The sequence below is a fragment of the Rhizobium leguminosarum genome, assembly GCF_019798305.1.
GTDB lineage: Bacteria > Pseudomonadota > Alphaproteobacteria > Rhizobiales > Rhizobiaceae > Rhizobium > Rhizobium leguminosarum_U.
Genome location: NZ_JAAXDD010000028.1, coordinates 18,118 through 45,000, shown reverse-complemented (window position 1 = coordinate 45,000; position 26,883 = coordinate 18,118). Strand labels below are relative to the sequence as shown.

23 protein-coding genes (1 of these 23 only partly in view) are annotated in these 26,883 nt (G+C 61.7%); 6 read left to right on the top strand and 17 right to left on the bottom strand.

From position 1 onward, the window contains the following. Positions 1-1,166, top strand: the 3' portion of a protein-coding gene (locus tag HFO99_RS32150) for a M23 family metallopeptidase (protein ID WP_222365667.1). It extends 775 nt beyond the left edge of the window; the window shows 1,166 of its 1,941 coding nt (coding positions 776-1,941); its start codon lies beyond the left edge, outside the window; the stop codon is at positions 1,164-1,166. A gap of 64 nt (positions 1,167-1,230) precedes the next feature. Here the strand turns inward: HFO99_RS32150 and clpB are convergent, their stop codons facing one another. From clpB to HFO99_RS32120, 6 genes are all read right to left on the bottom strand, one after another. After that, complete coding sequence (clpB, locus tag HFO99_RS32145; RefSeq protein WP_222365666.1) at positions 1,231-3,831, bottom strand: ATP-dependent chaperone ClpB; 2,601 nt, start codon at positions 3,829-3,831, stop codon at positions 1,231-1,233. Positions 3,832-4,082: 251 nt separating this feature from the next. Then, entirely contained in the window at positions 4,083-4,850 is a 768-nt protein-coding gene (locus tag HFO99_RS32140; protein ID WP_222365665.1) for a DUF4167 domain-containing protein, read from the bottom strand. A gap of 341 nt (positions 4,851-5,191) precedes the next feature. Next, the gene (gene prmC / locus HFO99_RS32135) at positions 5,192-6,052 is read right to left on the bottom strand and encodes a peptide chain release factor N(5)-glutamine methyltransferase (protein WP_222336332.1); all 861 of its coding nucleotides are present in this window, start codon (positions 6,050-6,052) and stop codon (positions 5,192-5,194) included. Then, positions 6,049-7,128: a peptide chain release factor 1 gene (gene prfA, locus HFO99_RS32130; protein ID WP_222365664.1), complete on the bottom strand. Its 1,080-nt coding sequence runs from the start codon at positions 7,126-7,128 to the stop codon at positions 6,049-6,051. Before prfA ends, prmC begins: the two co-directional genes overlap by 4 nt. A 29-nt stretch (positions 7,129-7,157) precedes the next feature. After that, positions 7,158-9,425: a phosphoenolpyruvate--protein phosphotransferase gene (gene ptsP, locus HFO99_RS32125; RefSeq protein ID WP_222365663.1), complete on the bottom strand. Its 2,268-nt coding sequence runs from the start codon at positions 9,423-9,425 to the stop codon at positions 7,158-7,160. A gap of 89 nt (positions 9,426-9,514) precedes the next feature. Next, positions 9,515-10,789 carry an aspartate kinase gene (locus HFO99_RS32120; protein WP_011653679.1) on the bottom strand — a complete coding sequence of 425 codons (1,275 nt, stop codon included), beginning with the start codon at positions 10,787-10,789 and terminating at the stop codon, positions 9,515-9,517. A gap of 294 nt (positions 10,790-11,083) precedes the next feature. Here HFO99_RS32120 and ubiG point away from each other — a divergent pair, with 294 nt between their 5' ends. Then, a complete protein-coding gene (ubiG, locus tag HFO99_RS32115) occupies positions 11,084-11,830 on the top strand; it encodes a bifunctional 2-polyprenyl-6-hydroxyphenol methylase/3-demethylubiquinol 3-O-methyltransferase UbiG (RefSeq protein WP_222365662.1) in 747 nt (248 codons plus the stop codon). An 85-nt stretch (positions 11,831-11,915) separates the two neighbouring features. Here ubiG and HFO99_RS32110 read toward each other — a convergent pair whose 3' ends face one another. Genes HFO99_RS32110 through HFO99_RS32095 form a run of 4 tightly spaced genes read right to left on the bottom strand, consistent with a single transcriptional unit; the run spans position 11,916 to position 14,274 of the window. Continuing rightward, positions 11,916-12,344: a DUF1178 family protein gene (locus tag HFO99_RS32110; RefSeq protein ID WP_222365661.1), complete on the bottom strand. Its 429-nt coding sequence runs from the start codon at positions 12,342-12,344 to the stop codon at positions 11,916-11,918. Next, positions 12,341-13,198: a carbon-nitrogen hydrolase family protein gene (locus HFO99_RS32105; protein ID WP_222309956.1), complete on the bottom strand. Its 858-nt coding sequence runs from the start codon at positions 13,196-13,198 to the stop codon at positions 12,341-12,343. The genes HFO99_RS32110 and HFO99_RS32105 overlap by 4 nt, the downstream gene beginning before the upstream one ends. 10 nt (positions 13,199-13,208) lie before the next feature. Beyond that, positions 13,209-13,466, bottom strand: coding sequence for a glutaredoxin 3 (grxC, locus tag HFO99_RS32100; RefSeq protein WP_222253657.1), 258 nt, complete (start codon positions 13,464-13,466; stop codon positions 13,209-13,211). Between the two features lie 31 nt (positions 13,467-13,497). Further along, positions 13,498-14,274 (bottom strand): ComF family protein, encoded by a 777-nt coding sequence (locus HFO99_RS32095; protein WP_222365660.1) that lies wholly within the window; start codon positions 14,272-14,274, stop codon positions 13,498-13,500. Between the two features lie 77 nt (positions 14,275-14,351). Here HFO99_RS32095 and HFO99_RS32090 point away from each other — a divergent pair, with 77 nt between their 5' ends. Continuing rightward, positions 14,352-15,236: a methyltransferase domain-containing protein gene (locus HFO99_RS32090; protein WP_222336326.1), complete on the top strand. Its 885-nt coding sequence runs from the start codon at positions 14,352-14,354 to the stop codon at positions 15,234-15,236. 14 nt (positions 15,237-15,250) lie between these two features. On the opposite strand, the gene HFO99_RS32085 is transcribed toward HFO99_RS32090, so the two are convergent. The 6 genes from HFO99_RS32085 to HFO99_RS32060 all read right to left on the bottom strand — a co-directional run bounded on the left by HFO99_RS32085 (position 15,251) and on the right by HFO99_RS32060 (position 19,370). Then, a complete protein-coding gene (locus tag HFO99_RS32085) occupies positions 15,251-15,418 on the bottom strand; it encodes a Flp family type IVb pilin (protein WP_064247733.1) in 168 nt (55 codons plus the stop codon). A gap of 71 nt (positions 15,419-15,489) precedes the next feature. Next, positions 15,490-15,807: a hypothetical protein gene (locus tag HFO99_RS32080; RefSeq protein ID WP_064247732.1), complete on the bottom strand. Its 318-nt coding sequence runs from the start codon at positions 15,805-15,807 to the stop codon at positions 15,490-15,492. Between the two features lie 126 nt (positions 15,808-15,933). Further along, positions 15,934-16,347: an 8-oxo-dGTP diphosphatase MutT gene (gene mutT / locus HFO99_RS32075; protein ID WP_017966385.1), complete on the bottom strand. Its 414-nt coding sequence runs from the start codon at positions 16,345-16,347 to the stop codon at positions 15,934-15,936. Then, a complete protein-coding gene (locus HFO99_RS32070; protein ID WP_222365659.1) occupies positions 16,344-17,150 on the bottom strand; it encodes a GNAT family N-acetyltransferase in 807 nt (268 codons plus the stop codon). The genes mutT and HFO99_RS32070 overlap by 4 nt, the downstream gene beginning before the upstream one ends. After that, a complete protein-coding gene (gene argJ, locus HFO99_RS32065; RefSeq protein ID WP_222365670.1) occupies positions 17,131-18,372 on the bottom strand; it encodes a bifunctional glutamate N-acetyltransferase/amino-acid acetyltransferase ArgJ in 1,242 nt (413 codons plus the stop codon). The genes HFO99_RS32070 and argJ overlap by 20 nt, the downstream gene beginning before the upstream one ends. A 116-nt stretch (positions 18,373-18,488) precedes the next feature. Further along, positions 18,489-19,370, bottom strand: a complete 882-nt coding sequence (locus HFO99_RS32060) for a peptidylprolyl isomerase (protein WP_222365658.1) — start codon at positions 19,368-19,370, stop codon at positions 18,489-18,491. Between the two features lie 246 nt (positions 19,371-19,616). On the opposite strand from HFO99_RS32060, the gene secA reads away from it, so the two are divergent. The 3 genes from secA (at position 19,617) to HFO99_RS32045 (ending at position 25,207) form a co-directional block, all read left to right on the top strand. Next, a complete protein-coding gene (gene secA / locus HFO99_RS32055; RefSeq protein ID WP_222365657.1) occupies positions 19,617-22,334 on the top strand; it encodes a preprotein translocase subunit SecA in 2,718 nt (905 codons plus the stop codon). A 179-nt stretch (positions 22,335-22,513) separates the two neighbouring features. Then, positions 22,514-23,929 carry a lipopolysaccharide biosynthesis protein gene (locus HFO99_RS32050; RefSeq protein ID WP_222365656.1) on the top strand — a complete coding sequence of 472 codons (1,416 nt, stop codon included), beginning with the start codon at positions 22,514-22,516 and terminating at the stop codon, positions 23,927-23,929. After that, the gene (locus HFO99_RS32045; RefSeq protein ID WP_222253648.1) at positions 23,930-25,207 is read left to right on the top strand and encodes a GNAT family N-acetyltransferase; all 1,278 of its coding nucleotides are present in this window, start codon (positions 23,930-23,932) and stop codon (positions 25,205-25,207) included. It abuts the gene before it with no gap. Here the strand turns inward: HFO99_RS32045 and HFO99_RS32040 are convergent. Beyond that, a complete protein-coding gene (locus tag HFO99_RS32040; protein ID WP_222365655.1) occupies positions 25,182-26,831 on the bottom strand; it encodes an AMP-binding protein in 1,650 nt (549 codons plus the stop codon). The genes HFO99_RS32045 and HFO99_RS32040 overlap by 26 nt on opposite strands. Positions 26,832-26,883: the final 52 nt, after the last annotated feature.

The window sequence follows — 26,883 nt, the reverse complement described above, 5'->3', positions numbered from 1 at the left end:
CGCCGCAGACCGAAGAATTCGCCGACGACATCCTGCCCGTGCGCCTCGACACGCCCATCGCCAAGGCGCTGACGGATTCAGGCTATCCGCAGCAATATGCCGATGGCATTGCCGGCTATATCGCGCAGCAACTGGGTTCTGGTGATCTCGACAAGGGCGATGTGCTGCGCATCGGCATCATTCAGAAGGGCGAACAGGCAAAGATCATCCGAGCCAGCGTCTACCGCGGCACGCGCCATCTCGTCACCGTGGCCGTCGACGACAAGGGCAGATACGTGCCCGGCAGTGAGCCGCCGGTGCTGGATGCCATCGCCACCGCTTTCGATGATAATTCCTTTGCACCGCCCCCCGGCCAGAACCTGCCGCGCGTCTATGACGGCATCTATCGTGCTGCCCTTTCCTACGGCATGACCAAGGATATGACGGCTCTGATCATCAAGCTGCTCGCCAGCAATGTCGATTTCCAGGCGCAGTTGAGGCCGACCGACAGTCTCGAGGCCTTCTTCTCCGTCGCCGACAGCGGCGGCCAGGCGACCGAGGACTCCGAACTGCTCTACGTCAACGCCCGTTTCGGCGACACGCAGACGCGCTTCTACCGCTTCCAGGACCCCGACGACGGTACGGTCGATTATTTCGACGAGAACGGCAAGAGTATCCGCCAGTTCCTGCTGCGCAACCCGGTGCCGAACGGCATCTTCAAATCGGGCTTCGGCATGCGCCGCCACCCGATCCTCGGTTTTGCCCGCATGCACACCGGCGTCGATTGGGCAGCACCGCGCGGCACGGCGATCATCGCCGCCGGCAACGGCACGGTCGAAAAAGCCGGCTGGGATTCCGGCGGTTATGGCAACCAGACGATCGTGCGCCATGCCAACGGCTATGAATCCTCGTATAATCACCAGAGCGCCATTGCCAAGGGCGTCGTCCCTGGTGCCAAGATCCGCCAGGGCCAGGTGATCGGCTGGGTCGGCACGACAGGCGAATCCACCGGCCCGCACCTGCATTATGAACTGATCGTCAACGGCACCAAGGTCGATCCGCTGCGCATCCGCCTGCCGGGCGGCAAATCGCTGCAGGGCGAGGCGCTGGCGAAATTCGAGGACGAGCGCAAACGCATCGATACGCTGCTGAACAACCAGACGCCAGACCAGGTGGCGAGCAAGTAGGTCTCGACCACCCAACGAAAATGGCGGCCGAAGCCGCCATTTCTCATTCATCCGGCAAACCGGTTTACGCGGCTTCGCTCACCGTCTGCCTCGTCCTGAACTGCAGCCGGTCGGAACCGCTCGTCACCGTCACCGTCGATCCATCCGGCACCTGGCCGGACAGGATCTGTTCGGCCAGAGGATCCTGCACGAACTTCTGGATCACCCGCTTCAGCGGCCTTGCGCCGTAGACCGGATCGTAACCCTTGTTCGCCAGCCAGTGGCGGGCTTCCTCGTCGAGATCGATGACGATCTTGCGCTCGGACAGCAGAGCCACCAGCCGCTTCAGCTGGATATCGACGATTGCGCCCATTTCCTCGCGCTTCAGGCGATGGAAGAGGATGATCTCGTCGATGCGGTTCAGGAATTCCGGTCGGAAATGCCCGCGCACGACCTCCATCACCTGCTCGCGAACCGTGTCGCTGTCGTCGCCGTCCCTCAGTTGCGTCAGATATTCGGCGCCGAGGTTCGAGGTCATGATGATCATCGTGTTGCGGAAATCGACCGTCCGGCCCTGGCCGTCCGTCAGGCGTCCGTCGTCCAGCACCTGCAGCAGGATATTGAAGACGTCGGGATGCGCCTTTTCGATCTCGTCGAACAGCACGACCTGATAGGGCCTGCGGCGCACGGCCTCCGTCAGCGCTCCGCCTTCATCATAACCGACATAGCCGGGAGGCGCACCGATCAGCCGGGCAACGGAGTGCTTCTCCATATATTCCGACATGTCCATGCGCACCATCGCCGTTTCGTCGTCGAAGAGGAAGCGGGCGAGCGCCTTGGTGAGTTCCGTCTTGCCGACCCCGGTCGGGCCGAGGAAGATGAACGAGCCGATCGGCCGGTTCGGATCCTGCAGGCCGGCGCGCGCGCGGCGGACGGCGCGCGACACGGCCTGAACCGCATCACCCTGACCGATCACCGATTTCGCCAACTCGTCTTCCATCCGGAGCAGCTTGTCACGTTCGCCCTCCAGCATCCTGTCGACCGGAATACCGGTCCAGCGGGAAACGACATGGGCGATATTGTCGGGGATGACGACCTCCTGCACCATCGCGCCGCGTTCGCCATCCTGCTTCTCGGCATCGACGAGCTGCTTTTCGAGATCCGGAATAACGCCGTAGGTCAGCTCGCCGGCGCGCTGGAATTCACCTTTGCGCTGGGCGATCGCCAGTTCGGTGCGGGCATCGTCGAGCTGCTTCTTGAGATCGGCGGCAAGGCCGAGCTTCTGCTTTTCCGCCTGCCAGCGGGCCGTCAGCGCATCGGCCTGCTCCTCGAGATCGGTCACTTCGGTTTCAAGCCGCTTCAGACGGTCGGCGGACGCGACGTCCGTTTCCTTTTTCAGCGCTTCGCGCTCGATCTTCAGCTGCATGATGCGGCGGTCGAGTTCGTCGAGCTCTTCCGGTTTGGAATCCACCTGCATGCGCAACCGCGCTGCCGCCTCGTCCATCAGGTCGATGGCCTTGTCAGGCAGGAAACGGTCGGTGATATAGCGGTTGGAAAGTGTCGCTGCGGCCACCAGCGCCGCATCGGCGATGCGCACCTTGTGATGCTGCTCGTATTTTTCCTTCAGGCCGCGCAGGATCGAGATCGTGTCTTCGACTGTCGGTTCATCGACGACGACGGGCTGGAAGCGGCGGGCAAGAGCCGGATCCTTCTCGACATGTTTGCGGTATTCGTCGAGCGTGGTCGCACCGACGCAATGCAGCTCACCGCGGGCAAGGGCCGGCTTCAGAAGGTTGGAGGCATCCATCGCCCCATCCGCTTTACCGGCGCCCACCAGCGTATGCATTTCGTCGATGAACAGGATGATCTCGCCGTTTTCCGCCTGGACTTCACTGAGCACGGCCTTCAGCCGCTCCTCGAATTCGCCGCGATATTTCGCACCGGCAATCAGCGCGCCCATGTCGAGCGCCATCAACTTCTTGTCCTTGAGCGATTCCGGCACGTCACCGTTCACGATGCGCAGCGCCAAGCCCTCGACGATCGCCGTCTTGCCGACGCCGGGTTCGCCGATCAGCACGGGATTGTTCTTGGTACGGCGCGAAAGCACCTGGATGGTGCGGCGGATTTCATCGTCGCGGCCGATCACCGGGTCGAGCTTGCCCTCGCGGGCCTCGGCGGTGAGATCGCGTGCGAATTTCTTCAGCGAGTCGAAACCCTGCTCGGCATTGGAGGAATCCGCCGTCCGGCCCTTGCGGATGTCGTTGATGACCTGGTTGAGGCCCTGGGCTGTCACACCTGCGTTCTTCAGCGTCGAAAAGGTCGAGGCCGAGGATTCAATCGCCAGCGCCTGCAGCAGGCGCTCGACGGTGACGAAGCTGTCGCCGGCCTTTTTCGCCGCTTCCTCGGCGGTCGAAAGGACCTTGGCGAGCGGTTGTGCCAGATAGATGTTGCCGTTGCCGCCGGAGATCTTCGGTAACTTGGCGAGAGCCGCGTCATTGGCCAGGCGGGCGGCCTTGGCATCACCGCTGGCGCGCTCGATCAGCGACGCCGCCATGCCCTGATCGTCATCGAGCAGAACTTTCAGCACATGTTCAGGTGTAAATTGCTGATGCCCCTGCGCCAGCGCATAGGTCTGGGCGGACTGGATGAAGCCGCGCACCCGCTCCGAATATTTCTCGATATTCATATCCTACCTCCATGGATCGCCCTGCCCTGACGAGGCGCAGACCGATGATTGAGATCGACCCCCTGAAAAGGCAGGCCGCGCTTTGCCCGTCTGATATTTGGGCGAAGCAGTTCGAGGAGAATATGGTAGCCTGTTCTGCGAGTTTAAAGAGCCAGTAAAATGAAAATCCCCGGCAAAAGGCCGGGGATTTTCAAAGCAATTCGTGCAGATGGCATGAACGTCACGCTCTCTTCAGAAAGAGAGCGAAATCCTCATTCCGATGCGGCGTCAGCCAGCACTGGCGCCTCGCCAGAGGCGCCTTCGCCTTCAGCGGCTGCTTCTTCGCCCTCAGCGCCGCGACGCGGGCGCCGGGGACGGCTGCCGGTGCTGCGGCGGCGGGGCTGGCGTTCGCGCGGCTGGCCGCCGGCACCTTCCTCGTCCATCGCGACTTCAGCCGGAATGCCTTCGATCTCCGGCTGCGGGCCGGTTCCATCGATGACCTCGGACTGGGGTGCCGGTGCAGGCGCCTGAGCGGCTACCGGCTTCGGCTGTGCCTGCGGCTGGTGTTGTCTGCTCTGCTGCGGCTGGTGCGGCCTGCTCTGCGGCGGCTGGACGATAACGACATCGTCGCCGTCATTGTCATTCTCATTGTCATTGTTGTCCATATCGTCGCCGTCGCGGTCCACACCGTCGCGATCATTGTACTCGCCGCGGTCGTCGCGCTGGAAGCGTTCCTGCATCTGCGCCTGGGCGCTGGCGATAATACGATTATAATGTTCGGCGTGCTGGAGATAGTTCTCGGCCATCACGCGATCACCGGAGCTATGGGCGTCGCGGGCCAGCTGCGCGTATTTTTCGGCGATATGCTGCGCCGTACCGCGAATCTTCACATCGGGGCCGGAGCTGTCATATGACCGGGTCAGCGGATTGCCGCCCTTGCGGTTGAAATTGTTGTTATTGTTATTTCCACCGCCGCCACCGCCGCCGTTATTATTGTTACCACGCCCTCGACCGCGCTTGTTCTGCTGTCCTGGCCTCATCGATCGTTCACCTGAATTCTCTGTTTGTGATGGATACATGGCACCAACCGCCATGACCGGAAACCGGGTCAGGACCTTTGTGCCGCGAGCATACTGCGCCTTTGCGCCGACCTGCCGCTTGGTTCTCAAGTCAGTTTGACTGATTCACGCATTGGGTCGTGTTCAACCGTTGAAACTCTCGTTTAAAAGAGCGGACCCCCGAGGCAAACCAAGTACCGAACGAATCTCGTTCATTCCTATCTGCCCAACACGTGACCGCAACCTATATTGCTTCACCGGGAAATCCAAGCCTTTTCTTCGCAATAACAATAATGTCCTGTTCAATGCCGCATTATCGTCTCTCACGCGAGCGCGAACATGAGCACCCTGTCGTTCTGACCATAATCTTTCACGGATTTGAGGCACCTGAAGCCTTTCGCTTCAAAGATCGCCGTCACGTCGTTACGCTGATCGTAGCCGATCTCCAGTCCGACGACGCCATCGGGTCTGATGAACCTTGCCGCATCCTTAGCTATGGCCTTGTAAGCGTCAAGCCCATCCGGGCCGCCATCCAGAGCCGCAGCCGGATCAAATTTGGTCACTTCGGGAGCGAGATCGTGAATGACATTGGAAGCAATATAGGGCGGATTTGAGACAATCGCGTGAAAGGATCCCTGGATGTCCTCGAACCAATTCGACTGTACGGCCTCAAAACGATCCTGCAACCCGTTTCTTTCTGCATTCGATCTTGCCGTCAAAAGTGCATCCGCCGATATGTCGCTGCCGACACCCGACGCATCAGGACATTCGCTCAAAAGCGCAAGGCATATCGCCCCGGTCCCGGTTCCCATGTCAAGGATATGGAGACGGTTTTGCGCCTTTGCAAGGTCTTTGAGATAGACGAGAACCGTATCGACCAGGATTTCCGTATCCGGCCGTGGTTCCAGCGTTTCAGCCGAGAGCCGAAGCGGCAGGCCGTAGAATTCCCGCTCGCCGAGAATGCGATGCACCGGCTCATGACCGAGCCGCCGCTCCAGCGCCTTGAAAATCACTTCGGCCTGCTCGGCAGAAAGCCTCTCGGCCGATCGCGTCAACAGCTCGGTCGGCGACAATGTCAGAAGGCCCGCGACAAGCAGCCGCGCATCGGTCGCCGGGTCGACGATACCGGCTTCGGTGAAGCGGCGGCGCGCATCGGCAAGCATATCGGCGACCGTCGAGCTCATTGTTGCTCGCCGAGCTGCGCCAGCAGGCTGGCCTGGTAATCGGCCATCAGCGCGTCGACGACCTCCTCGATCTCACCTTCCATCATCCGGTCGAGCTTATAGAGCGTCAGGTTGATGCGATGGTCCGTTACCCGCCCCTGCGGGAAATTATAGGTGCGGATACGCTCCGAGCGATCGCCGGAGCCGACCTGGCTCTTGCGATTGGCAGAGCGCTCGCTGTCGGCTCTCTGCCGCTCGGCATCGTAGAGCCTGGAGCGCAGTACCTGCATCGCCTTGGCGCGATTTTGGTGTTGCGATTTTTCCGAGCTGGTGACGACAATGCCGCTCGGCAGGTGGGTAATGCGCACCGCCGAGTCCGTCGTATTGACGTGCTGGCCGCCCGCACCCGAAGAGCGCATCGTGTCGATGCGGATATCTTCAGCCCGGATCTCAATGTCGATCTCCTCGGCCTCTGGCAGCACCGCAACCGTTGCGGCCGACGTATGGATACGCCCTCCCGCCTCGGTTTCCGGCACGCGTTGCACGCGATGCACGCCGGATTCGAATTTCAGCTTGGCAAAGACGCCCCTGCCGGTGATCGTCGCGATGATTTCCTTGTAGCCGCCGGCTTCGCCCTCACTTGCCGAGAGCACCTCCACCTTCCAGCCCTTTTCCGCCGCAAAGCGCTCATACATGCGAAAGAGATCGCCGGCGAAAAGGGCGGCTTCCGAGCCGCCCGTGCCGGCGCGGATTTCGAGGATCGCGCTCTTTTCGTCGGCTGCATCCTTCGGCAGAAGCAGGATCTGCATCTCCTGCTCGAGCGCCTCGATCTGCTCCTTCACCTCGGGCAGCTCCAACTCGGCGAGGTCGCGCATCTCGCGGTCGACCGACCTGTCCTCGAGCAGCGTTTCGAGGTCGGCAAGCTCGGCGATCGCCTTCTCATAGACGCGGATCTTCGTCACGACAGGCTGCAGCTCGGAATATTCGGATGCGAGCTTCACATAGACATCGGCAGCCGGACCAGCCGACATGCGCGCCTCGATCTCGCCGAAACGGCGTTCCAGCTCGCGCATCTTTTCAACGGGAAGCTTCGCCACCCTTCACTCCGATTCTTCTTAATCTCTGTCTAAAGGGGAATATTGTGGCTCTCGGCGAAGCGGGCAAGCACCTCGCGCATCGGCATCAAGGCGTGGTGATCGTCCAGCACCTCGTCCATCGCCTTCGTCAGTGCCCCGACATCGAGCCCGAGCAGCATCGCCTTCACCGGTCCGATCGAGGCCGGCGACATCGAGATCGAGCGGAAACCAATGCCGAGCAGCGCCATCGCCGAGATCGGTTTGCTGGCGAGCTCGCCGCAGAGCGTCACCGGTGTCTTGTTCCGGTCCGCGCCGCGCACGATATCGCGCAGGATGCGCAAGAACGGCTTGCCGAGCGGATCGAAGCGGTCCGAAACCCGCGCATTGCCGCGATCGACCGCCATCGAGAACTGGAAGAGATCATTCGAACCGACCGAGACGAAATCGACCGCCTCCATCAATTCATCGAGCTGCCAAAGCAGTGCCGGCACCTCCAGCATCGCCCCGAATTGCAGCTTGCGCGGCAGCCCGTGGCCGAAGCGCGAGAGGTGTTGCACTTCCTTCTGCAACAGCTCGCGCACCATCTTCAGCTCGGAAACCTCCGTCACCATCGGCACCATCAGCTTCAGCTCGGTGTCGGCCGATGCCTTCAGCAGGGCGCGCAACTGGGTGCGCAATAGCCCCGGCCGGTCGAGCGATAGCCGGATGGCGCGCCAGCCGAGGGCGGGATTTTCTTCCTCATGGCCACGGAAATACGGCACGACCTTGTCGCCGCCGATGTCGAGCGTACGGAAAGTGACGGTGCGACCCGCCGCCTGCTTTATCACATTGCGATAGAACTGCTCCTGCTCCTCCGCCTTCGGCATGGTGGAGGCGATCATGAACTGCAGCTCGGTGCGGAACAGGCCGATGCCCTCGGCACCCGAGTCCGAAAGCTGCGGCAGGTCGACCAGCAGTCCGGCATTCATCATCAGCGCGATCCGCTGCCCGTCCTTGGTCACCGGCTCGACGGCGCGCAACGCCCGGAACTGCTCTTGCCGCCTGGCCCGGAAGCGAACCTTTTCCTCGTAGGAGCGCCGGTGATCGGCCATCGGCCGCAGATGCACATGTCCCTCGTCGGCGTCGATGATGACGGCATCGCCGTTCTCGGCGAGCGCCACCACGCCCGCAGCCTGACCGATGACGGGAATACCCATGGCGCGCGCGACGATCACCACGTGGCTCGTCACCGCCCCTTCTTCCAGCACCAGCCCACGGACATTGGAACGCGGATAATCGAGCAGTTCGGCTGCTCCCATCGCACGCGCCAGGATGATTGCGTCGCTGGGGAAACCTTCGGCGGTCGTCCGGCCGGTATAACCGGTCAACTGTCTGAGCAGACGGTTCGCCAGATCCTCGAAATCATGCATGCGTTCGCGCAGATAAGGGTCGGTCAACCGCATCATCCGCGCCTTGGTGTCGCTCTGCACCTTCTCGACCGCCGCTTCTGCCGTCAGGCCGTTGCGGATCGCCTCCTCGAGCTTGCGCACCCAGCCCTGGTCATGGGCGAACATGCGATAGGTTTCGAGCACCTCGCGATGCTCGCCCTCCATCGAGACGTCGCGACGCGACAGCATGTCGTCGATCGAAATCCGAAGCGAGCCCATAGCTTCTGCCAGTCGCCGGATTTCCTTCTCGGCATCCTCGTTCAACAGGTTGGTGACGACGATGCGCGGCTCGTGCAGCACGACGTAACCGAGGCCGATGCCATCATTATAGGTGTCGCCGTCGACCGTCACCGAACGCGTCAGATCGAGTTCGAGGCCCGGCTTGGTGATCTTCTTGAGTTCGCCGGTGGCGATCATCTCGGCAAGCACCATCGCCGTCGTCTCGAGCGCTTCCAGCTCTTCCTCGCGATAGTTGCGGCTCGCCTTGTTCTGCACGACGAGAACGCCGAGCGAGCGCCCGGTCCTGAGGATCGGCACGCCGAGGAAGGAATGGTAGATTTCTTCGCCCGTTTCCGGCAGGTAGCGGAAAGCAGGGTGCGACTGCGCGTCGGAAAGGTTCAACGGCTGGGCCGATGCCGCGATGGTGCCGACCAGGCCCTGCCCCATCTTCAGTTGCGCCAGGTGCACGGCCTCGCGGTTGAGGCCTTCGGTTGCGTAGAGTTCAAGTACGCCGTCGGCGCGCAGCACGTAGACGGAGCAAACCTCCGCCACCATATTGCCGGCGATTTGGCGAACGATCCGGTCAAGACGCTCCTGCGGCTCCAGCGGCTCCGCCATCAACTCGCGCAGCCGCCTGAGCAGCACGCGCGGACCGCCGGAAAGGTCTCTCATGGCGTCTCAAGCTCCCGAAACAACGCACTCAGTCCCGGCAGGCCGGCCCTCGTCTCCTCAACCTGAAGGGGCAGGCCGCCCACTGGGAATCAATTCTTATCCAGACCGTAGCAGGAATGCAAAGTCCTGACAGCGAGTTCTGCATAGGGACCGTCGATCAGGATGGAAATCTTGATCTCGGAGGTGGTGATCGCCTTGATGTTGATGCCTTTTTCGGCAAGTGCACGAAATGCGGTCGCGGCAACGCCCGCGTGGCTGCGCATGCCGATGCCGATGACCGATACTTTCACCAGCCCCGATTCGTTCTGCACGACATCGTAGCCGATCTTCTCCTTATGGTCGCCGAGCACCTTGATCGCCTTCTCGACGTCGCCTGATGGTACGGTGAAGGTCATATCGGTCTTCGACCCATCCTCGGAGATATTCTGGACGATCATGTCGACATTGATATGAGATTCGGCGAGCGGCCCGAAGATCGCCGCGGAAACCCCCGGCCGGTCGGCAAGACGGCGAAGCGAGATCTGAGCCTCATCCTTGGCATAGGCGATGCCGGTGACTACTTCCTGTTCCACGATTTCATCCTCGTCACAAATCAGCGTTCCGGGCGGGTTCAACAGATCGCCCATGCCCGGAGCATCGGGATCTTCGAATGACGAGCGCACGAAGGTGCGCACCTTGTGTACCATGGCAAGCTCGACCGAGCGCACCTGCAGTACCTTGGCGCCGAGCGAGGCCATTTCCAGCATTTCCTCGAAGGCGATCTTCTTCAGCCTGCGCGCCTTCGGCACGATGCGCGGGTCGGTCGTGTAGACGCCGTCGACATCGGTATAGATATCGCAGCGATCCGCCTTGACAGCTGCCGCGATTGCAACGGCCGAAGTGTCCGATCCGCCGCGCCCGAGCGTCGCGATACGGTTGTCAGGCCCCAACCCCTGGAAGCCGGAGATGACGGCGACCTGCCCCTCGCCCATCCGCTTGACGATGTCGGAGCCGTCGATCTCCATGATCCGTGCCGCGCCATGCGCATTGTCGGTGCGGATCGGGATCTGCCATCCCTGCCAGGAACGGGCATTGATATCCATCGCCTGCAATGCAATGGCCAGCAGCCCGGATGTCACCTGCTCGCCGGATGCGACCACAGCGTCATATTCCCGCGCATCGTAAAACGGAGAATTGGCGCCGATCACCTTCGGCGTGCCTTGGACCCAGCCGACCAGTTCATTGGTCTTGCCGGACATGGCCGACACCACCACCGCGACCTCGTGCCCGGCATCGACTTCGCGTTTTACGTGGCGGGCAACATTCTTGATGCGGTCCAGGTCAGCGACGGACGTGCCGCCGAATTTCATTACGATGCGTGCCATATGCCTCTACCACGACTGGCGCCGGGAAAGCGGAAAACCGGACCCGGCATCACGAAAGCTCTGGGGCAGACCGCTTGGCCCAAGAGCCAGATTCCCAACTTCCGGAACCGCTCTAAGCCCAGGTCCCCAAAGGCCCCAAGTTGCGGCGTCTCTTAGCGAGTTTGGCGGGGGGAGGCAAGCGCGGGGATAAAAGCTATTGGCGAGCGGTTCCGCCCTCGTCAGTCCCTTGGTCTGCACCCTTGACTTATGCCCCCGATCGTCCGACTTCACTTTTAGCGAATGAAGGAGTGGACGATGACGGAAGGCGCCAGAAGCACGATCGACCAGGGCGAAGTGGACCGCTTCTCGGCGATGGCGGCGGAATGGTGGAGCCCGACCGGCAAATTCAGACCGCTGCACAAGTTCAATCCCGTCCGCCTCGGCTATATCCGCGACAAGGTCTGCGAGAATTTCGGCCGTGATCCGAAAAACGCGCGCCCGCTCGAGGGCCTGCGCGTGCTCGATATCGGCTGCGGCGGCGGTCTGTTGTCCGAACCTGTCGCCCGCATGGGCGCCTCCGTCGTCGGCGCCGATCCGTCCGAGAAGAATATTGGCATCGCCTCCACCCATGCGAAGGCCTCCGGCGTTTCGGTCGACTATCGCGCCGTCACCGCCGAGGAGCTCGCTGAGGCTGGCGAGACCTTCGATATCGTCTTGAACATGGAAGTGGTGGAGCACGTCGCCGATGTCGAATTCTTCATGACGTCCTGCGCAAAAATGGTCCGCCCCGGCGGCCTGATCTTCGTTGCCACCATCAACCGCACGATGAAGGCGGCAGCGCTTGCCATCTTCGCCGCCGAGAACATTCTGCGCTGGCTGCCGCGCGGAACGCATCAGTATGAAAAGCTGGTCCGCCCGGAAGAGCTGGAAAAGCCGCTGGCCGCAAACGGCCTCGAGATCACCGACCGCACCGGCGTCTTCTTCAATCCGCTATCGAACCAATGGAACCTGTCCAAGGATATGGACGTGAATTATATGCTGCTGGCGAAGCGGCCGGCATAATTCCCGCCGCCAGTAAGCCGGCTACGCTTTCCGCAGCTCGACATGCAGGCTGAAATTGCAGACGACCAGACGCGCGGACTGCATGTCAGTTTACGTCTTCCGGCAAAACCGGAATGGCTGCGATCTCGATGCCCTCTTCCAAGAGCGCCTGCGCCTCGTCGACCGTCGCCTGGCCGATGATGCCGCGGGCATCCGCCTCGCCATAGTGGATCTTGCGGGCTTCCTCGGGAAACTGCGTGCCGACGTCCTCGGAATTGGCCTTGACCGCCGCAACGGCCTCCTTGAGTTTTTGCAGGGCGTCGCGGCGCATGGCATCCATCGCCAGCGTCTGGATCTCGTCCTTCTTCCGCGCAGTCGACACCGAAGGCGCCATCAACAGCTTGGAAATGGCGGCGGAATGACAGACCGGGCAGATCAGGAAACCGGTTTCGACCTGACGATCGAAATCGGCGCTTTCCGAAAACCAGCCTTCGAATTCATGGGCATTGTCACAGGTGAGGGAATAGCGGATCAAGCGGCGACGCCTCCGGCGACTGCTCCCGCAATCTTTTCGACCGAGAATTCCCGGCCATTCCTCAGGTTCGGGATCTTGTCATGCGCAGCCTTGACAGCGGCGGGATCGATCTCGGCGACGATAACCGCCTCGCCGGCGGCGCCGGCCGACGCCAGCACCGTGCCCCAGGGATCGATGATCATCGAATGGCCGAAAGTCTCGCGCCCGTCCTCGTGCCGGCCGGCCTGCGCAGCGGCGATGACGAAGACCCCGTTCTCGATCGCGCGTGCCCTGAGCAGGATCTCCCAATGCGCCTCGCCGGTCTGCTTGGTGAAGGCGGCGGGAACTGTCATCACCTCGGCGCCGGCCATCGCCTGGGCGCGGAAGAGCGCGGGAAAACGCACGTCGTAACAGATCGCAAAGCCCATTTCGGCAAAGGGCAGCGACAGGACGCGGGCCTCCGAGCCGGCTGTATAAGCGGCACTTTCACGCCAGCTCTCGCCATTGTCGAGGTCGACGTCGAACATATGGATCTTGTCGTAGCGATTGAGAATCCTGCCGTCGGGACCGAACAGGAAACCGCGATTGGCGATCTTGCCGTCGGCAAGGGCGATCGCCGTCGAACCGACATGCAGGTGGATGCCGAATTCCGCAGCGAGCTCGGAGCCGGTCTTGACGATGATGTCATGCGCCTCGTCGGCAAGCACGGCGCGTGCCGCCGTACGGTCGCGCTGCAGCATTCCCGTCATCTCGGGCGTCTGTACATAGGTCGCGCCCTGGCCAGCGGCCTCGCGCACCAGCCGCGCCATGGCCGCAGCATTCTTCACCGGATCGACCCCAGAGCACATCTGGACGGCGGCGGCCTTGAAGCTCATCGGCTCTTCCTCAAGCTGCAAGCAACGGATCGAGCTTGCCGGCCCGATCGAGTGCAAAGAGATCGTCGCAACCGCCGACATGGTCGATGCCGATGAATATCTGCGGAAAGGTAGTACGCCCGTTCGACTTGCCGATCATCTCCTGGCGAAGATCCGGCGAAAAGGTCGCGTCGTGCTCGACGTATTCGACGCCCTTTTCTTCGAGAAGGGACTTGGCGCGGCTGCAATAGCCGCAAAACTGCCGTGTGTAGATGGTGACGGGTACCATAATCTCTCCAGACCGACGCCGGGTATTTCTGTCATATAGGCTCGGAGAGAGCCCTTGCAAAGGTCAAAACCGTTATCTCAGCCGCACCCGCCTTGCGCAGTGTCCGGCTTGCCGCAGCGACCGTCGCCCCTGTTGTATAGACGTCGTCGACGAGCACGATGCGCTTCCCGAAAATGTCGTTTTCGCAACCCTTGGCAATCGCGAAAGCGCCCCTGACATTGTCCTCGCGCGCCTTTGCGCCAAGGCCGACCTGCTGGCTGGTGCGCTTGACGCGAATAAGCGTGGCGGCAAGCAGCGGCTTGCCCGAGAGCCTTGCCATATGGCGGGCAAGCTCGGCTGCCTGGTTGAACTTGCGCGTCAGCATGCGGGTGCGGTGCAGCGGCACCGGGATCAGCGCATCGCAGCTCTCGACCGTTCCGTCGGAAGCGCGCAGCATCCAGGCAGCCATCATCGGCGCCAGATCGGTGCGATCGCGATATTTGAGCCCATGAACAAGACCGCGGACGGCATGGTCGTGCGTTGCCGCCGACCGCAGCCGGTGGAAGGGCGGCGGGTTGGCGATCGCCTCGGCGCTGAGGATCCCGGCGCCGAGATCGTGCGAGAAGGGAATGCCGAGCACCTCGCAATAGGGCCGTTCGATGAAGCGGATACTGGACCAACATTTCGCACAGAGCCCGCGATGGCCGCCTGTGGAAATGCCGCAGACGGAACAGGCGGGCGGATAAAGGAAATCGGCAAGCGCCGAAAACGGCCGCAAGAGATGCGTCCGCAAGAATTCTGCCGGTCTTTTCAATTCGATTGGCCCCATGCCGCAGAGACTAGCGTGTTCTCCACGAAAGGAAAATCGTCTTGCCGCACAGGCGGCGCGGGACTAAGGACATCGCTATGGAAACGATCTTCGACAGAGCCCTGATCGCCGCACATCGCCATCGCGCGCTTGCAAACAACGACCCGAAAGCCGCCTTCCTGCTCGACATTGCCGCTGAGGAAATGGCCGAGAGGCTTACGGTGGTCGAGCGGACTTTCGAGACCGCCGTCGAACTGCATGGCGCAACCGGTGCCGCCGCCCGTGCCGCGCTAGCGACGGGCAAAATCGGCACGATGATCCGCATCGAAAGCGAGAAGGCCTATGCCGGACCGGGCGAAACCTTGATCGAGGCGCCGCTGGAGGATGTGCCGCTCGAACCGCAATCGGCCAATCTTATCCTAGCGCCGCTCAGCCTGCATCTGACCAACGATACGCCGGGTGTCTTCATCCAGATCCGCCGCGCCCTGAAGCCGGACGGCCTGTTCATGGCCGCGATCTCCGGCGCCGGCACGTTGCAGGAACTGCGCGATGTGCTGCTGGCCACCGAGGTCGAGATGACGGGCGGCGCAAGCCCGCGTGTCATTCCCTTCGCTGATGTGCGCGATGTCGGCAGCCTCATGCAGCGCGCCGGCTTCACGTTGCCGGTGATCGATGCGGAGAACTATACGGTGCGGTATGATTCGCTCTTTCCGCTGATGCGGGATCTGAGAGCGATGGGCATGAGCAATCCGCTTGCAGCCCGCGCCCGGATGCCCCTGACGCGCGCCTTCTTCCTGCGCGCAGCGGAGATCTACGCCGAACGTTATTCCGATCCCGATGGACGTATCCGCGCCACCTTCTCGATCATCTATGTCTCGGGATGGTCTGCCCACGAGAGCCAGCAAAAGCCGCTCAGGCCAGGTTCGGCCAAGGCGCGCCTCGCCGATGCACTGAAGGTGGACGAGCACAAGCTCAAGCAGTAGCGGTGGCAGCATCTTCAATTCGCAGGCAGATTGTTGCCGATCACGTTGAAGACGTCTTGCAAGGCGCCGGTGAAGGCCCCGAGGCCGGAGATGAGCGCGCCACAAATGAGGGCGGCGATCAAGCCATACTCAATTGCCGTCGCACCTCTGTTATCAGCAAGAAATGCTTTCAAAATACGCATTATTACGCGACCCTCTGAGCGAAACCGACTGCAAACGACCAATTCCACGACCATCGGGCGACGGCCGGCATTCAGCAACCGGCGCCGACGCCATAGCCCTGAACGACGCAGACCGACCCGGGCGTATCCTGAAGGACGCTGCGGCGGATCGTATAACGCTTGCCGCTTTCACTCTTCGGGATTGATCCCGTCGTGATCGTATCGAAATCCGCCGGCGCGCTGGCAAAGACGCTTTTCTTCGAGGAATCCGCAAGCATCGGCGTCAGAATGAGGGTCAGCGCGACCACCGCCGTTCCGAACAGAAGGGCGATATTCAGCGCACCCGTCCTGCGCGAGGCAGACGAAACCCGTTCCTTTTCCCGGACAGCTTTCCAGAAATCATCGTCCATGACGTCAAGCCTTTTAATACACGCACGCCAGATGCTTGATTGAGGCCGATCTTTGGCAGAAGGTGTTAAACGATCCATTAATATCCACAGCCGAAAACGGTGTGGCACAATAATAATCAGATAACGCTAAAGTAAATCCTGCAACATTGGGATGAGCGGTTCGTCGGCCGGCGGCATCGGGTAATCGCGCAGCGCCTGCGGACGCACCCATTTCAGCGCCTGGCCCTCCCGGCCCTGGGGAATGCCCTCATAGCGCCGGCAGATATAAAGCGGCATCAAAAGGTGGAAGGTCTCGTAAGAATGGCTGGCAAAGGTAAGCGGCGCAAGGCAGGCGATCTTGGTGATGATGCCGAGCTCTTCCTCGAGCTCGCGCACCAGCGTTTCCTCCGGCGTCTCGCCGGGCTCGACCTTCCCCCCGGGAAACTCCCAGAGCCCGGCAAGCGACTTTCCCTCGGGACGCTGTGCCAACAGGATACGCCCATCGGCATCGATCAGCGCACAGGCGGCGACCAGCAATATCTTCCGGCCTGCCTCGCTCATCGCGGCTCCCTGTGCCAATAGCAATAATGATAGGCGTCGCGAAAACCGAGGCGCTCATAGAGTGCGATGGCCGGGCGGTTGGACCGCTTCACCTGCAGCCAGGCCGAACGGGCGCTGCGCATGCGCGCCCAGCGCAGCGCCGAGGTCAGGATTTCGGTGCCGAGCCCCTCGCGTCGCCGCGCCTCGGAGACCGAAAGCGACATGATGCCGGCAAGGTCGTTGTCCTGGACGCAGAGCACGGTCGCAAGCGGGCCGTCTGCCGCGTTCTCGATCATGAACAGGCCGGATGGCGGCTTGATCGCCGAAATGATTTCGGCAAGCGCCGGCTTCAGCCTCAGTGGCGCCTGGTCGACGGCAAGATTGGCGTCGACGAACCGACCGACATCATGGGTCGGCAGGTGATCGAGCGTATCCGGCAGCTCCGCCTCGGCAAGGTCGCAGGTCATCACCACCGTCTCATCGAAGCGCGTCCAGTTCTGCGTGCGCAGAAGTTCGATCAGCACCGGCGAGGCAAGCGGCGTCTGGCGGACCACGGCAGCGCGTCCATAGGCCTCGAACTTGCGGCGCGCTTTTTCCAGGCGGATTTCGACGTCGCGATGATCCGAAGGATCGAGCGGCACGATCGAATTCAGCCGGTTGGACGGGTGACCGGCCGTCAGCCGCACCTGCCAGCTGCCGTCATATTGAACGGATGCCGCTGGCCAGGCGCGAAAGCCGACGGCCTCCAGCCTGCGGACCAGCGGCAGATTGTGTGAGGAAATGGATGCCTGCGCCAATGAACGATCAGCTCCGATAGTCGCCATTGATCGCAACATATTCCTTGGTGAGGTCGCAGGTCCAGACGGTTGCCGTGCCGGTGCCGAGCCCGATATCGACTTTGACGGGGATATCCTGCGCCTTCATGACGTTCGAGGCCGCCTCCTCGGAATAATCGGGATCACGCTCGCCATTGACGGCGACCCGGATCTCGCCGAACCAGATGGCGAGCCGGTCGCGATCGGCCATCTCGCCGGACTTGCCGACGGCCATGACGATACGGCCCCAATTGGCGTCTTCGCCGGCGGCCGCCGTCTTGACCAGCGGCGAATTGGCGATCGACAACCCGATACGCTTGGCAGCGGCGTCGCTCTCTGCACCCGTCACCGTGATTTCGAGCATCTTGGTGGCGCCCTCGCCGTCCCGCACCACCTGCAGCGACAGATCCTTCAGCACTTCGTTGAGTGCGGCTCGGAAGGCGGCAAGGCGCGGATCGTCGGCGCGTTCGATGCGGGCCTGGCCGTCCTCGGCCGCCGCACCGGTCGCAAACAGCATCAGCGTATCAGAGGTGGAGGTATCGCTGTCGACGGTCATGGAATTGAAGGTCGGGCCGACGCCGTCAGACAGAAGCGCCTGCAGCGCGGCAGGCGCGATGTCGGCATCGGTGACGACGAAGGAGAGCATCGTCGCCATGTCGGGCGCGATCATGCCGGCGCCCTTGGCGATGCCGTTGATCGTCACGGCCACGCCGCCGATCTCGGCGCTGCGGGTCGAAACCTTCGGATAGGTGTCGGTCGTCATGATCGCCTTGGCGGCCTCGAACCAGAAATCGCCGGTCGCTTCGGCCTGCATCCGGTCCAGAACGCCTGAAAATTTGGTGGCATCGAGCGGCTCGCCGATGACGCCGGTCGAGGCCAGATAGACCTCGTTTTCGGCGCAGCCGACGGCAGCGGCAGCCGACTTCGCCGTCAGCGTGGTCGCCTGGCGGCCCTTCAGGCCAGTGAAAGCATTGGCATTGCCTGAGTTGACGACGACGGCGCGGGCGCTGCCATGGGGGAGGTTGGCCCGGCAGAAATCGACCGGCGCCGACGGGCACTTCGAACGGGTAAAAACGCCTGCGACGGTCGCCGGCCTGTCGAAGACCATCATCAGCACGTCGGTACGGTTCTTGTACTTGATGCCGGCGGAAGCCGTCGCCATGCGCACGCCGCGCAGCGGTGGCATCGAGACGAAGGATTTCGGAGCGAGCGGAGAGACGGAACCGGACATGATGATGAGACCTACCAATAAGCATTTCCAGGCGAAATGGAAACCGGCTCGCCGTCCGGAAATGCGACAACAACGACGATAGTGAAGGGCCCGGAAAAACCGGGCCCTTGCGAATATTACTGCTTCGGCGCCGGGGCAACCGGCTCGCTGCCCGGCTCCGGCTGCTTGTTGGCTTGGTCGTAACCCTTGCGCAGCGTCTCGTCCGTGATCTCGATCTTGGAGGAGGCCTTCGCCTGGTTCAGAAGCGCAAGATACTTGTCGCGCATAACGAGCTGACGAACCTGATCCTGCACCTGATCGAAGGGCGGCGGCGGAGCGTCGCGCTTATCTTCGACCTTGATGACGTGGAAGCCGAAATCGGTCTTAACAGGCGTCTTTGAGTAGGTGCCCTTTTCAAGCGCGAAGGCTGCGTCTTCGAATTCTTTGACCATGCGGCCGCGCGAGAAATAGCCGAGATCGCCTCCTTCCGACTTGTTCGGATCGGTGGACTTTTCCTTGGCGAGTTCGGCGAAATCCTTGCCGGCGTCGAGCTGCTTGATGATGTCCTTGGCTTCGTCCTCGGTCTTGACGAGGATATGACGGGCGTGAACTTCCTCCTGCTTCGGCAGGGCGGCGACTTCCTTGTCGTAACGGGCCTTGACTTCGTCAGGCGTCACGATGTCGACGACATGCTTCTTGAAATAGGCATTGTGAAGCTCGCGGTCGGAGAGATACTGCATGCGCTTCTTGAATTCGTCGGTCTGATCAAGCTTCTCCGCCGCAGCGTCGGCAGCGAGCAGCTTCACGTCAATGGCGGCGGAAAGGGCTGCGACCTTCTTCTGGTCATCGGGAAGCTGCGCCAGCTGGGGATCGAGATTGGCGACGGCGAGGTCGAGTTCCGACTGGTGGATCTCCAGGGTGCCGACCTTGGCGATGACGGCGTCATCGGCATAGGCCGGGGCCTGGAGCGCAACAAAAGTTGCGAACGCCAGAACGGCAAGTTTGTTGGTGCTCAACATGAAATACCCTTCACAGTTACATTGCCGGTTTCAGCATCCCCTGAATCCAGCCGAAAATAGCCATCGACACCGGATTGTGGCCTTTCTGTATCCGCCAAATCCGTTGACATCATTCGACCCCCCTCTTATCTGTCACGCAACCTCGCGTCCAGAACAGTTTCCGGGCGTTTTAAGGCGCGCGCCTGATTTTCGGCTGGGCCGCGGACAAGAAACGCCGGGGATGAATATTGAGAAAGGGCCAGTCATATGGTCAGCTTTGGCGGTATAGCCCGCAAGTTATTTGGGTCTTCCAACGACCGCCGCGTGCGGTCCTACCAGCCGAACGTCATTGCCATCAACTCTATCGAAGAGAAGACGAAGGCGCTGACGGACGAGCAGCTCGCGGCAAAGACCGTGGAGTTTCGCGCCTTGCTCGCTGAGGGCAAGACGCTCGACGACATTCTGATCCCGGCCTTTGCCGTTGTGCGCGAAGCCTCGCGCCGCGTTCTCGGCCTGCGGCCTTTTGACGTACAGCTGGTCGGCGGCATGATCCTGCATTCGAATGCGATCGCCGAGATGAAGACGGGCGAAGGCAAAACCCTCGTCGCCACCCTGCCGGTCTACCTGAACGCGCTTTCCGGCAAGGGCGTGCACGTCGTCACCGTCAACGATTACCTCGCCCAGCGCGATGCCGCCACCATGGGCCGCGTCTACGGCTTCCTCGGCATGACCACCGGCGTCATTGTCCACGGCCTTTCCGACGAGGAACGTCACGCGGCCTATGCCTGCGACATTACTTACGCCACCAACAACGAACTCGGCTTCGATTATCTGCGCGATAACATGAAGTACGAGAAGAACCAGATGGTCCAGCGCGGCCACAACTTCGCGATCGTCGACGAAGTGGACTCGATCCTCGTCGACGAGGCGCGCACGCCGCTGATCATCTCCGGCCCGCTCGACGACCGCTCCGAACTCTATAATACGATCGACGCCTACATTCCGCTGCTGGTGCCCAGCGATTACGAGATCGACGAGAAGCAGCGCTCTGCCAACTTCTCCGAAGAGGGCACTGAGAAGCTGGAAAACCTGCTCCGCCAGGCCGGCCTCTTAAAGGGCAACGCGCTCTACGACATCGAGAACGTTGCGATCGTCCACCACGTCAACAACGCGCTGAAGGCCCACAAGCTCTTCCAGCGCGACAAGGACTATATCGTCCGCAACGACGAAGTCGTCATCATCGATGAGTTCACCGGCCGCATGATGCCGGGCCGCCGCTATTCGGAAGGCCAGCACCAGGCGCTCGAAGCCAAGGAAAAGGTGCAGATCCAGCCGGAAAACCAGACGCTGGCCTCGATCACCTTCCAGAACTACTTCCGCATGTACGACAAGCTCGCCGGCATGACCGGCACGGCGCAGACGGAAGCGGAAGAATTCGCCAATATCTACAATCTCGATGTCATTGAGGTCCCGACTAACCTGCCGATCAAGCGCCTCGACGAGGATGACGAGGTCTACCGGACCTTCGACGAGAAGTTCAAGGCGATCATCGAGGAGATCCTCGACGCCCATAAGCGCGGCCAGCCGGTGCTGGTCGGCACCACCTCGATCGAGAAATCGGAACTGCTCGCCGAGCGCCTGCGCAAGCAAGGCTTCGACGACTTCAAGGTGCTGAACGCCCGCTACCACGAGCAGGAAGCTTATATCGTCGCCCAGGCCGGCGTGCCGGGTGCCATCACAATCGCCACCAACATGGCCGGCCGCGGCACGGACATCCAGCTCGGCGGCAACCTCGACATGCGCATTGAGCGCGAACTTGGCGAAGTCGAAGCCGGTCCGGAGCGTGACGCCCGGATCCAGGCGATCATCGAGGAGATCAAGCAGCTTAAGCAAAAGGCGCTCGACGCCGGCGGCCTCTACGTCATCGCCACCGAACGCCATGAAAGCCGCCGCATCGACAACCAGCTGCGCGGCCGCTCCGGTCGTCAGGGCGACCCCGGCCGCTCGAAGTTCTATCTGTCGCTTCAGGACGACCTGATGCGCATCTTCGGCTCCGACCGCATGGACAGCATGCTGACCAAGCTCGGCCTCAAGGAGGGCGAGGCGATCGTCCACCCCTGGATCAACAAGGCCCTGGAGCGCGCCCAGAAGAAGGTCGAAGCCCGCAACTTCGACATCCGCAAGAACCTCCTGAAGTATGACGACGTTCTCAACGATCAGCGCAAGGTGGTCTTCGAGCAGCGCCTCGAACTGATGGAATCGACCAATATTTCCGAGACCGTTTCCGACATGCGCCGTGAGGTGATCGAGGACATGGTCGACAAGCATATTCCAGAGCGCGCCTATGCCGAACAATGGGATGCCGCCGGCCTGAAGACCAGCGCTTTGAACATCCTCAATCTCGACCTGCCGGTCGAGGACTGGGTGAAGGAAGAAGGCATCGGCGAGGACGATATCCGCGAGCGACTGACGGAAGCCGCCAATGCGGCCTTCACGGAAAAGGCCGAGCGTTTCGGCGACGACATCATGCATTATGTCGAACGCTCGATCGTCATGCAGACGCTTGATCATCTCTGGCGCGAGCACATTGTCAACCTCGACCATCTGCGCTCCGTTATCGGCTTCCGTGGCTATGCCCAGCGCGATCCGCTGCAGGAATACAAGTCGGAGGCCTTCGAGCTCTTCACGGCGCTGCTCAACAATCTGCGCGAGGCCGTCACCGCCCAGCTGATGCGCGTCGAACTGGTGCAGCAGGCGCCTGCCGAGCCTGAACCGCCACTGATGCAGGCCCATCACCTGGATCCGACGACCGGCGAGGACGATTTCGCCCCGGCGATCTACCAGGCATCGGAAGTCATCGTTTCTCCTGAAAACCGCAACCCGGATGATCCCGCCACCTGGGGCAAGGTCGGCCGCAACGAGACCTGCCCCTGCGGCTCCGGCAAGAAATACAAGCATTGCCACGGCGCCTTCGAGCAGGTCTGAGGCAAGCCCGCAAAGATCCGCGAAAATGCCGCCTTCGGGCGGCATTTTCTTTTCTGCGGCAACGCCGGAAAACCGGAATTTCAGCGTTGGACGGCAGCCCGATCCGGAACCGTTTCTTAACCCTGTTCTGTCAAGACTTCAGGGCGATTTGCCTGACCTCAGAGTTTTGCGTGTTCATCATGGCGGTCATAGAAACAGCGGAGAAGATGCTGCCAGCGGGCCTGCGCCCAATCGGCGGCCGTACGCTGCGCATGCTTGCCGCCGTGCTCACCGAACGCGGGGAGAGGGCGGCCGCCCAGCGCATGGCGCTGACGGCGTTTTCGATCCGTATCCTCAGCGCTGCACTTGCCTTCGTCTCCCAGATCGTGCTTGCCCGGCTGATGGGCGAATATGAATATGGTATCTTCGTTTTCGTCTGGGTGCTGGTCGTCGTCTTCGGCGATCTCTCATGCCTCGGTTTCCACACTGCGATCATCCGCTTCCTGCCGCAATACAGGGCAGCGGGCGCTTTCGAGGAAATCCGCGGCCTGACCGGCACGGCGCGGATTTTTGCGCTGCTGTCCGGAACGGTGGTGCTCGCCGCCGGCATGCTCGGGCTGCATTTCTTCGGCGATATGATCCAGGTCTATTATCTCGTCCCGATCTTCATCGGCCTGCTCGCCATGCCGATGATCGCGCTGGGCGATATTCTGGAAGGCACGTCACGGGCGAACCATTGGCCGGTGATGGCGCTGAGCCCGGTCTACATCGTCCGCCCGATCCTCATCATCCTCTTCATGCTGATTGCGATTGCCATCGGCGCCGAGCACACGGCCGTCACCGCGATGCAGGCGGCGCTGGTCGCGACCTTCGTCACCGCCCTTGGTCAGTATGCCGCAACGCTCTACCGCCTTCGCCGGCATTATGACGAAGGCCCGCGCAAGGTCGATTTCCTCGCCTGGTTCAGCGTCGCCTTCCCGATTTTCTTGATCGAGGGGGTGAGCTTCCTGCTCACCAATTCCGATGTCGTCGTCGTCGGCATCTTCCTCGAGCCGCACAACGTCGCCATCTATTTCGCCGCCGCCAAGACGATGGCGCTGGTGCATTTCATCAATTTCTCGGTCAAGGCGGCCTCCGGCCCGCGCTTTTCCTCGATCATCGCCGAAGGCGACCACGCCCAGCTGGCAACCGCTGCCATCGACGCCGCCCGCTGGACCTTCTGGCCGGCGCTCGGAGTCGGCCTTGTCGTGCTTGCGGCCGGCCATCTGCTGCTGTCGCTCTTCGGCGGCGCCTTTACATCAGGCTATCTGGTGATGACGATCCTGCTTGCCGGCATCCTCGCCAAATCGCTGGTCGGCCCGGCCGAAACGCTGCTGATGATGGCAGGCAAGCAGAACCTCTGTGTCGCACTCTATGCCGGCGCATTGACGGCCAATGTCAGCCTTAACCTCGCTTTGATCCCACATTACGGCATCGAGGGCACGGCGATCGCCACGGCCTCCGCCATGGCAGTCGAGGCGATCCTACTGCATGTCGCCGTGCGCGGCACGCTCGGCATCGTCCTTTTCGCTTTCGCCAGCCCCTCCACCGCAACGACTGAAATGAGAGTTCGATAGATGGTGCGTGTTCCCCCCGTTACCGAAAGCACCGACAGCGCCGCAAACCGCATGGTGCATGATCTCGCTGCGTTGAATTTCGAAGCACCGCGGGCTGAGGCTCGCGCGGAGATCGGCCGGCCGGGGCGCGAGCTCTGCCTTTATCCCGGCAAGCTGGGCTATGAGCTTCAGGATGAGCTCGATTTCCTCTCCAACCGGGCGATGGAACCGAACGTCTTTTTCTCCGGCCGTTTCCTCGCCCCCGCCATGCCGCGGCTCGAAGATCGGCAGGTGAACTTCGCCCTGATCCGCGATCACAATGCCGGCCGCAGCCGCATGCGGTTCCTCTTGCCGTTTTCGGTCGACAAGCCGGGCTTCGCCGTCGGCCCGTCGATCATCCGCGGCTGGTCGAACAGTTTCGGTCCGCTCGGCACGCCGCTCGTCGATGGCGAGGATGCCGCCGAAACGCTCGACAACCTCTTCGAGGGGCTGACCGCGCGCGATCTCAATCTGCCCGGCATACTGGTCCTGCCGGATCTCAGGCTGAACGGTATCTTCGTGCGCATGCTCAAGGCCGTGGCGCTCAGCCGCAATCTTCCCGTTACCGTCACCAATCCTTACCTGCGCCCAATGCTGCAGAGCGAGGAAGAGGCGCCGGTCTATCTCGGCAAAACCATCTCCTCCTCGCATATGCGCGAGATGCGCCGCCAGTGGCGCCAGCTGGAGGAACAGGGAACGGCGGTCTATACCGTCGCCCGGCAACCGCGCGAAATCCATATCCGCTTCGAGGAATTTCTGGCAATGGAAGCCGGCGGCTGGAAGGGCAAGCGGCGAAGCGCTCTCGTCACCGATCGTTATCACACGGCCTTCGCCCGCGAGGCGGTGTCGAACCTTGCCACCGTCGATGCCGTACGTATTCACACGATCGACCTCAACGGCAAGGCGATCGCCGCCATCGTCGTGCTGATGATGGGCGGCGAGGCCTATACGTGGAAGACCGCCTACGACGAAAACTATGCCCGCTATTCGCCGGGCAAGCTGCTGATGAGCGAACTCACCGAATGGCATCTCGACGATGCCAATATAGTCCGCTCCGATTCCTGCGCTGTCTCGGATCATCCGATCATGAGCCGCTTCTGGCAGGAGCGCGAGGAGATGGGAACGCTGGTGATCGGCCTGACGCAGAACAGCGACCGCGACATGCGCCAGGTCACCGCCCAGCTTCACATGTACCGCAGCACCCGCAACATGGCGAAGATGCTCCGCGAAAAGATCATGTCGCTTGCCGGCCGGGGCTAACCTCGCCGGCCGCCTTCTCCCGCAGCAGTCGGCGGATCACCTTGCCGGTGGTCGTCAGCGGCAATGCATCGATGAATTCCACCTCACGCGGATATTCGTGCATCGAAAGCCGCGTCTTCACCCATTCCCTTATGTCGGCGGCCAGCGCGTCGCTTGGATGATGGCCTGGTGAAAGCACGATATAGGCCTTGACGATTTCGGTGCGCACGGCATCGGGCTTGCCGACGGCGGCGGCAAGCTGCACGGCGGGATGGCCGATCAGGCAGTCTTCGATCTCGGCCGGGCCGATGCGATATCCCGACGAGGTGATGACGTCGTCATCGCGGCCTTCGAAGGTGACGTAGCCCTCGGCGTCCTGCCGGCCGATATCGCCGGTGAGCAGCCAGCCTTTGGCGAATTTTCGTTCGGTCGCCGCCGCATCGTCCCAATAGCCGAGGAACATCACAGGATCGGGACTGGCGATGGCGATCTGGCCCGGTTCGCCGACGGGCAACTCGTCGCCCGTTTCGCTGACGATCGCGACGCGATGCCCGGGCACTGCCCGTCCAATGGCACCCGCCTTGGTGACGCCATAGACAGCGCTGGAAGCAAGCACGAAATTGCACTCCGTCTGGCCGTAGAATTCGTTGACGGTGATGCCGAGCGTATGCCGCGCCCATTCATAGGTCTCTCGGCCGAGCGCCTCCCCGGCCGAACCGATGGTGCGCAGCACCAGATCATATTTCGAGCGCGGATCGGACACGGATCTCATCAGCCTCAGCGCCGTCGGCGGAATGAAGGCGTTGCGCACATCCATCTCCGCCATGATACGATAAGCCATATGGGCATCGAATTTCTGCGCCGGCGACGAGACGACGGGAATTCCGAGCAGCAGGCTCGGCAGCAACGCATTGAGCAACCCACCCGCCCAAGCCCAGTCGGACGGCGTCCAGACCTTGTCGCCCACTTTCGGAAAGCCCTCATGGGCAAACTGCATACCGGGAATATGGCCGGGCAGAACGCGATGACCATGCAACGCGCCCTTGGGCGGCCCCGTCGTGCCGGAGGTAAAGATCATCAGCGCCGGATCGTCGGGAGCCGTCTTTTCTCCCTTGAAGAAGGGCTCGTATGACACGATCAAATCGGCAAAGGAGAGAGCATCGTGAGCATCATCGACGCTGATCACATGCCGGAGCTCCGGCAGCCGATCGCGAATTTTCCGGATGCGATCGAGGCCGAAATCATTGGTGACGATTGCCGTCGCACCTGAGATCCTCAACCTGTATTCGAGCGCCTCGACGCCGAAGAGCAGCGCAAGCGGCAAGGCAATTGCACCCATCTTGTAGATCGCGACATGAACGACCACGGTCTCGAAGGATTGGGGCATCAGCAGAGCGACGCGGTCACCTCGCTTAATGCCGAGCGAAGCCAGCGCATTGGCGAACATGGAGGAGGAACCGGCAAGCTCTCCATAAGTCAGCGAAAGATGATCGCCATCAGGGCTGAAATGCTCAAGGCACACGCGCTCGGAATCTCTTGCGGCCCAGTCGTCGCTGACGGCGCGGCCGATATTGAAGTCCTCCGGGATCCGCCAGGAGAAATCGCGATAAAGATCGTCATAACGATCGTGGGACGGCAGCTGCATGGTCGGATTCCGATAAAAATGCTGCATCAGCTAACATCTTGCGGCGCGGATG

Excerpts from the sequence above, each read along its gene's own strand:
- ubiG (WP_222365662.1), top strand. The coding sequence starts at position 11,084 with ATGACGGAAGGCGCCAGAAGCACGATCGACCAGGGCGAAGTGGACCGC.
- HFO99_RS32070 (WP_222365659.1), bottom strand. The coding sequence starts at position 17,150 with ATGGCGACTATCGGAGCTGATCGTTCATTGGCGCAGGCATCCATTTCC.
- HFO99_RS32080 (WP_064247732.1), bottom strand. The coding sequence starts at position 15,807 with ATGGACGATGATTTCTGGAAAGCTGTCCGGGAAAAGGAACGGGTTTCG.
- mutT (WP_017966385.1), bottom strand. The coding sequence starts at position 16,347 with ATGAGCGAGGCAGGCCGGAAGATATTGCTGGTCGCCGCCTGTGCGCTG.
- HFO99_RS32140 (WP_222365665.1), bottom strand. The coding sequence starts at position 4,850 with ATGAGGCCAGGACAGCAGAACAAGCGCGGTCGAGGGCGTGGTAACAAT.
- HFO99_RS32120 (WP_011653679.1), bottom strand. The coding sequence starts at position 10,789 with ATGGCACGCATCGTAATGAAATTCGGCGGCACGTCCGTCGCTGACCTG.
- HFO99_RS32060 (WP_222365658.1), bottom strand. The coding sequence starts at position 19,370 with ATGTTGAGCACCAACAAACTTGCCGTTCTGGCGTTCGCAACTTTTGTT.
- HFO99_RS32090 (WP_222336326.1), top strand. The coding sequence starts at position 14,352 with ATGGAAACGATCTTCGACAGAGCCCTGATCGCCGCACATCGCCATCGC.
- HFO99_RS32045 (WP_222253648.1), top strand. The coding sequence starts at position 23,930 with ATGGTGCGTGTTCCCCCCGTTACCGAAAGCACCGACAGCGCCGCAAAC.
- HFO99_RS32095 (WP_222365660.1), bottom strand. The coding sequence starts at position 14,274 with ATGGGGCCAATCGAATTGAAAAGACCGGCAGAATTCTTGCGGACGCAT.
- grxC (WP_222253657.1), bottom strand. The coding sequence starts at position 13,466 with ATGGTACCCGTCACCATCTACACACGGCAGTTTTGCGGCTATTGCAGC.
- ptsP (WP_222365663.1), bottom strand. The coding sequence starts at position 9,425 with ATGAGAGACCTTTCCGGCGGTCCGCGCGTGCTGCTCAGGCGGCTGCGC.
- prmC (WP_222336332.1), bottom strand. The coding sequence starts at position 6,052 with ATGAGCTCGACGGTCGCCGATATGCTTGCCGATGCGCGCCGCCGCTTC.
- secA (WP_222365657.1), top strand. The coding sequence starts at position 19,617 with ATGGTCAGCTTTGGCGGTATAGCCCGCAAGTTATTTGGGTCTTCCAAC.
- HFO99_RS32040 (WP_222365655.1), bottom strand. The coding sequence starts at position 26,831 with ATGCAGCTGCCGTCCCACGATCGTTATGACGATCTTTATCGCGATTTC.
- HFO99_RS32105 (WP_222309956.1), bottom strand. The coding sequence starts at position 13,198 with ATGAGCTTCAAGGCCGCCGCCGTCCAGATGTGCTCTGGGGTCGATCCG.
- HFO99_RS32085 (WP_064247733.1), bottom strand. The coding sequence starts at position 15,418 with ATGCGTATTTTGAAAGCATTTCTTGCTGATAACAGAGGTGCGACGGCA.
- HFO99_RS32050 (WP_222365656.1), top strand. The coding sequence starts at position 22,514 with ATGGCGGTCATAGAAACAGCGGAGAAGATGCTGCCAGCGGGCCTGCGC.
- clpB (WP_222365666.1), bottom strand. The coding sequence starts at position 3,831 with ATGAATATCGAGAAATATTCGGAGCGGGTGCGCGGCTTCATCCAGTCC.
- argJ (WP_222365670.1), bottom strand. The coding sequence starts at position 18,372 with ATGTCCGGTTCCGTCTCTCCGCTCGCTCCGAAATCCTTCGTCTCGATG.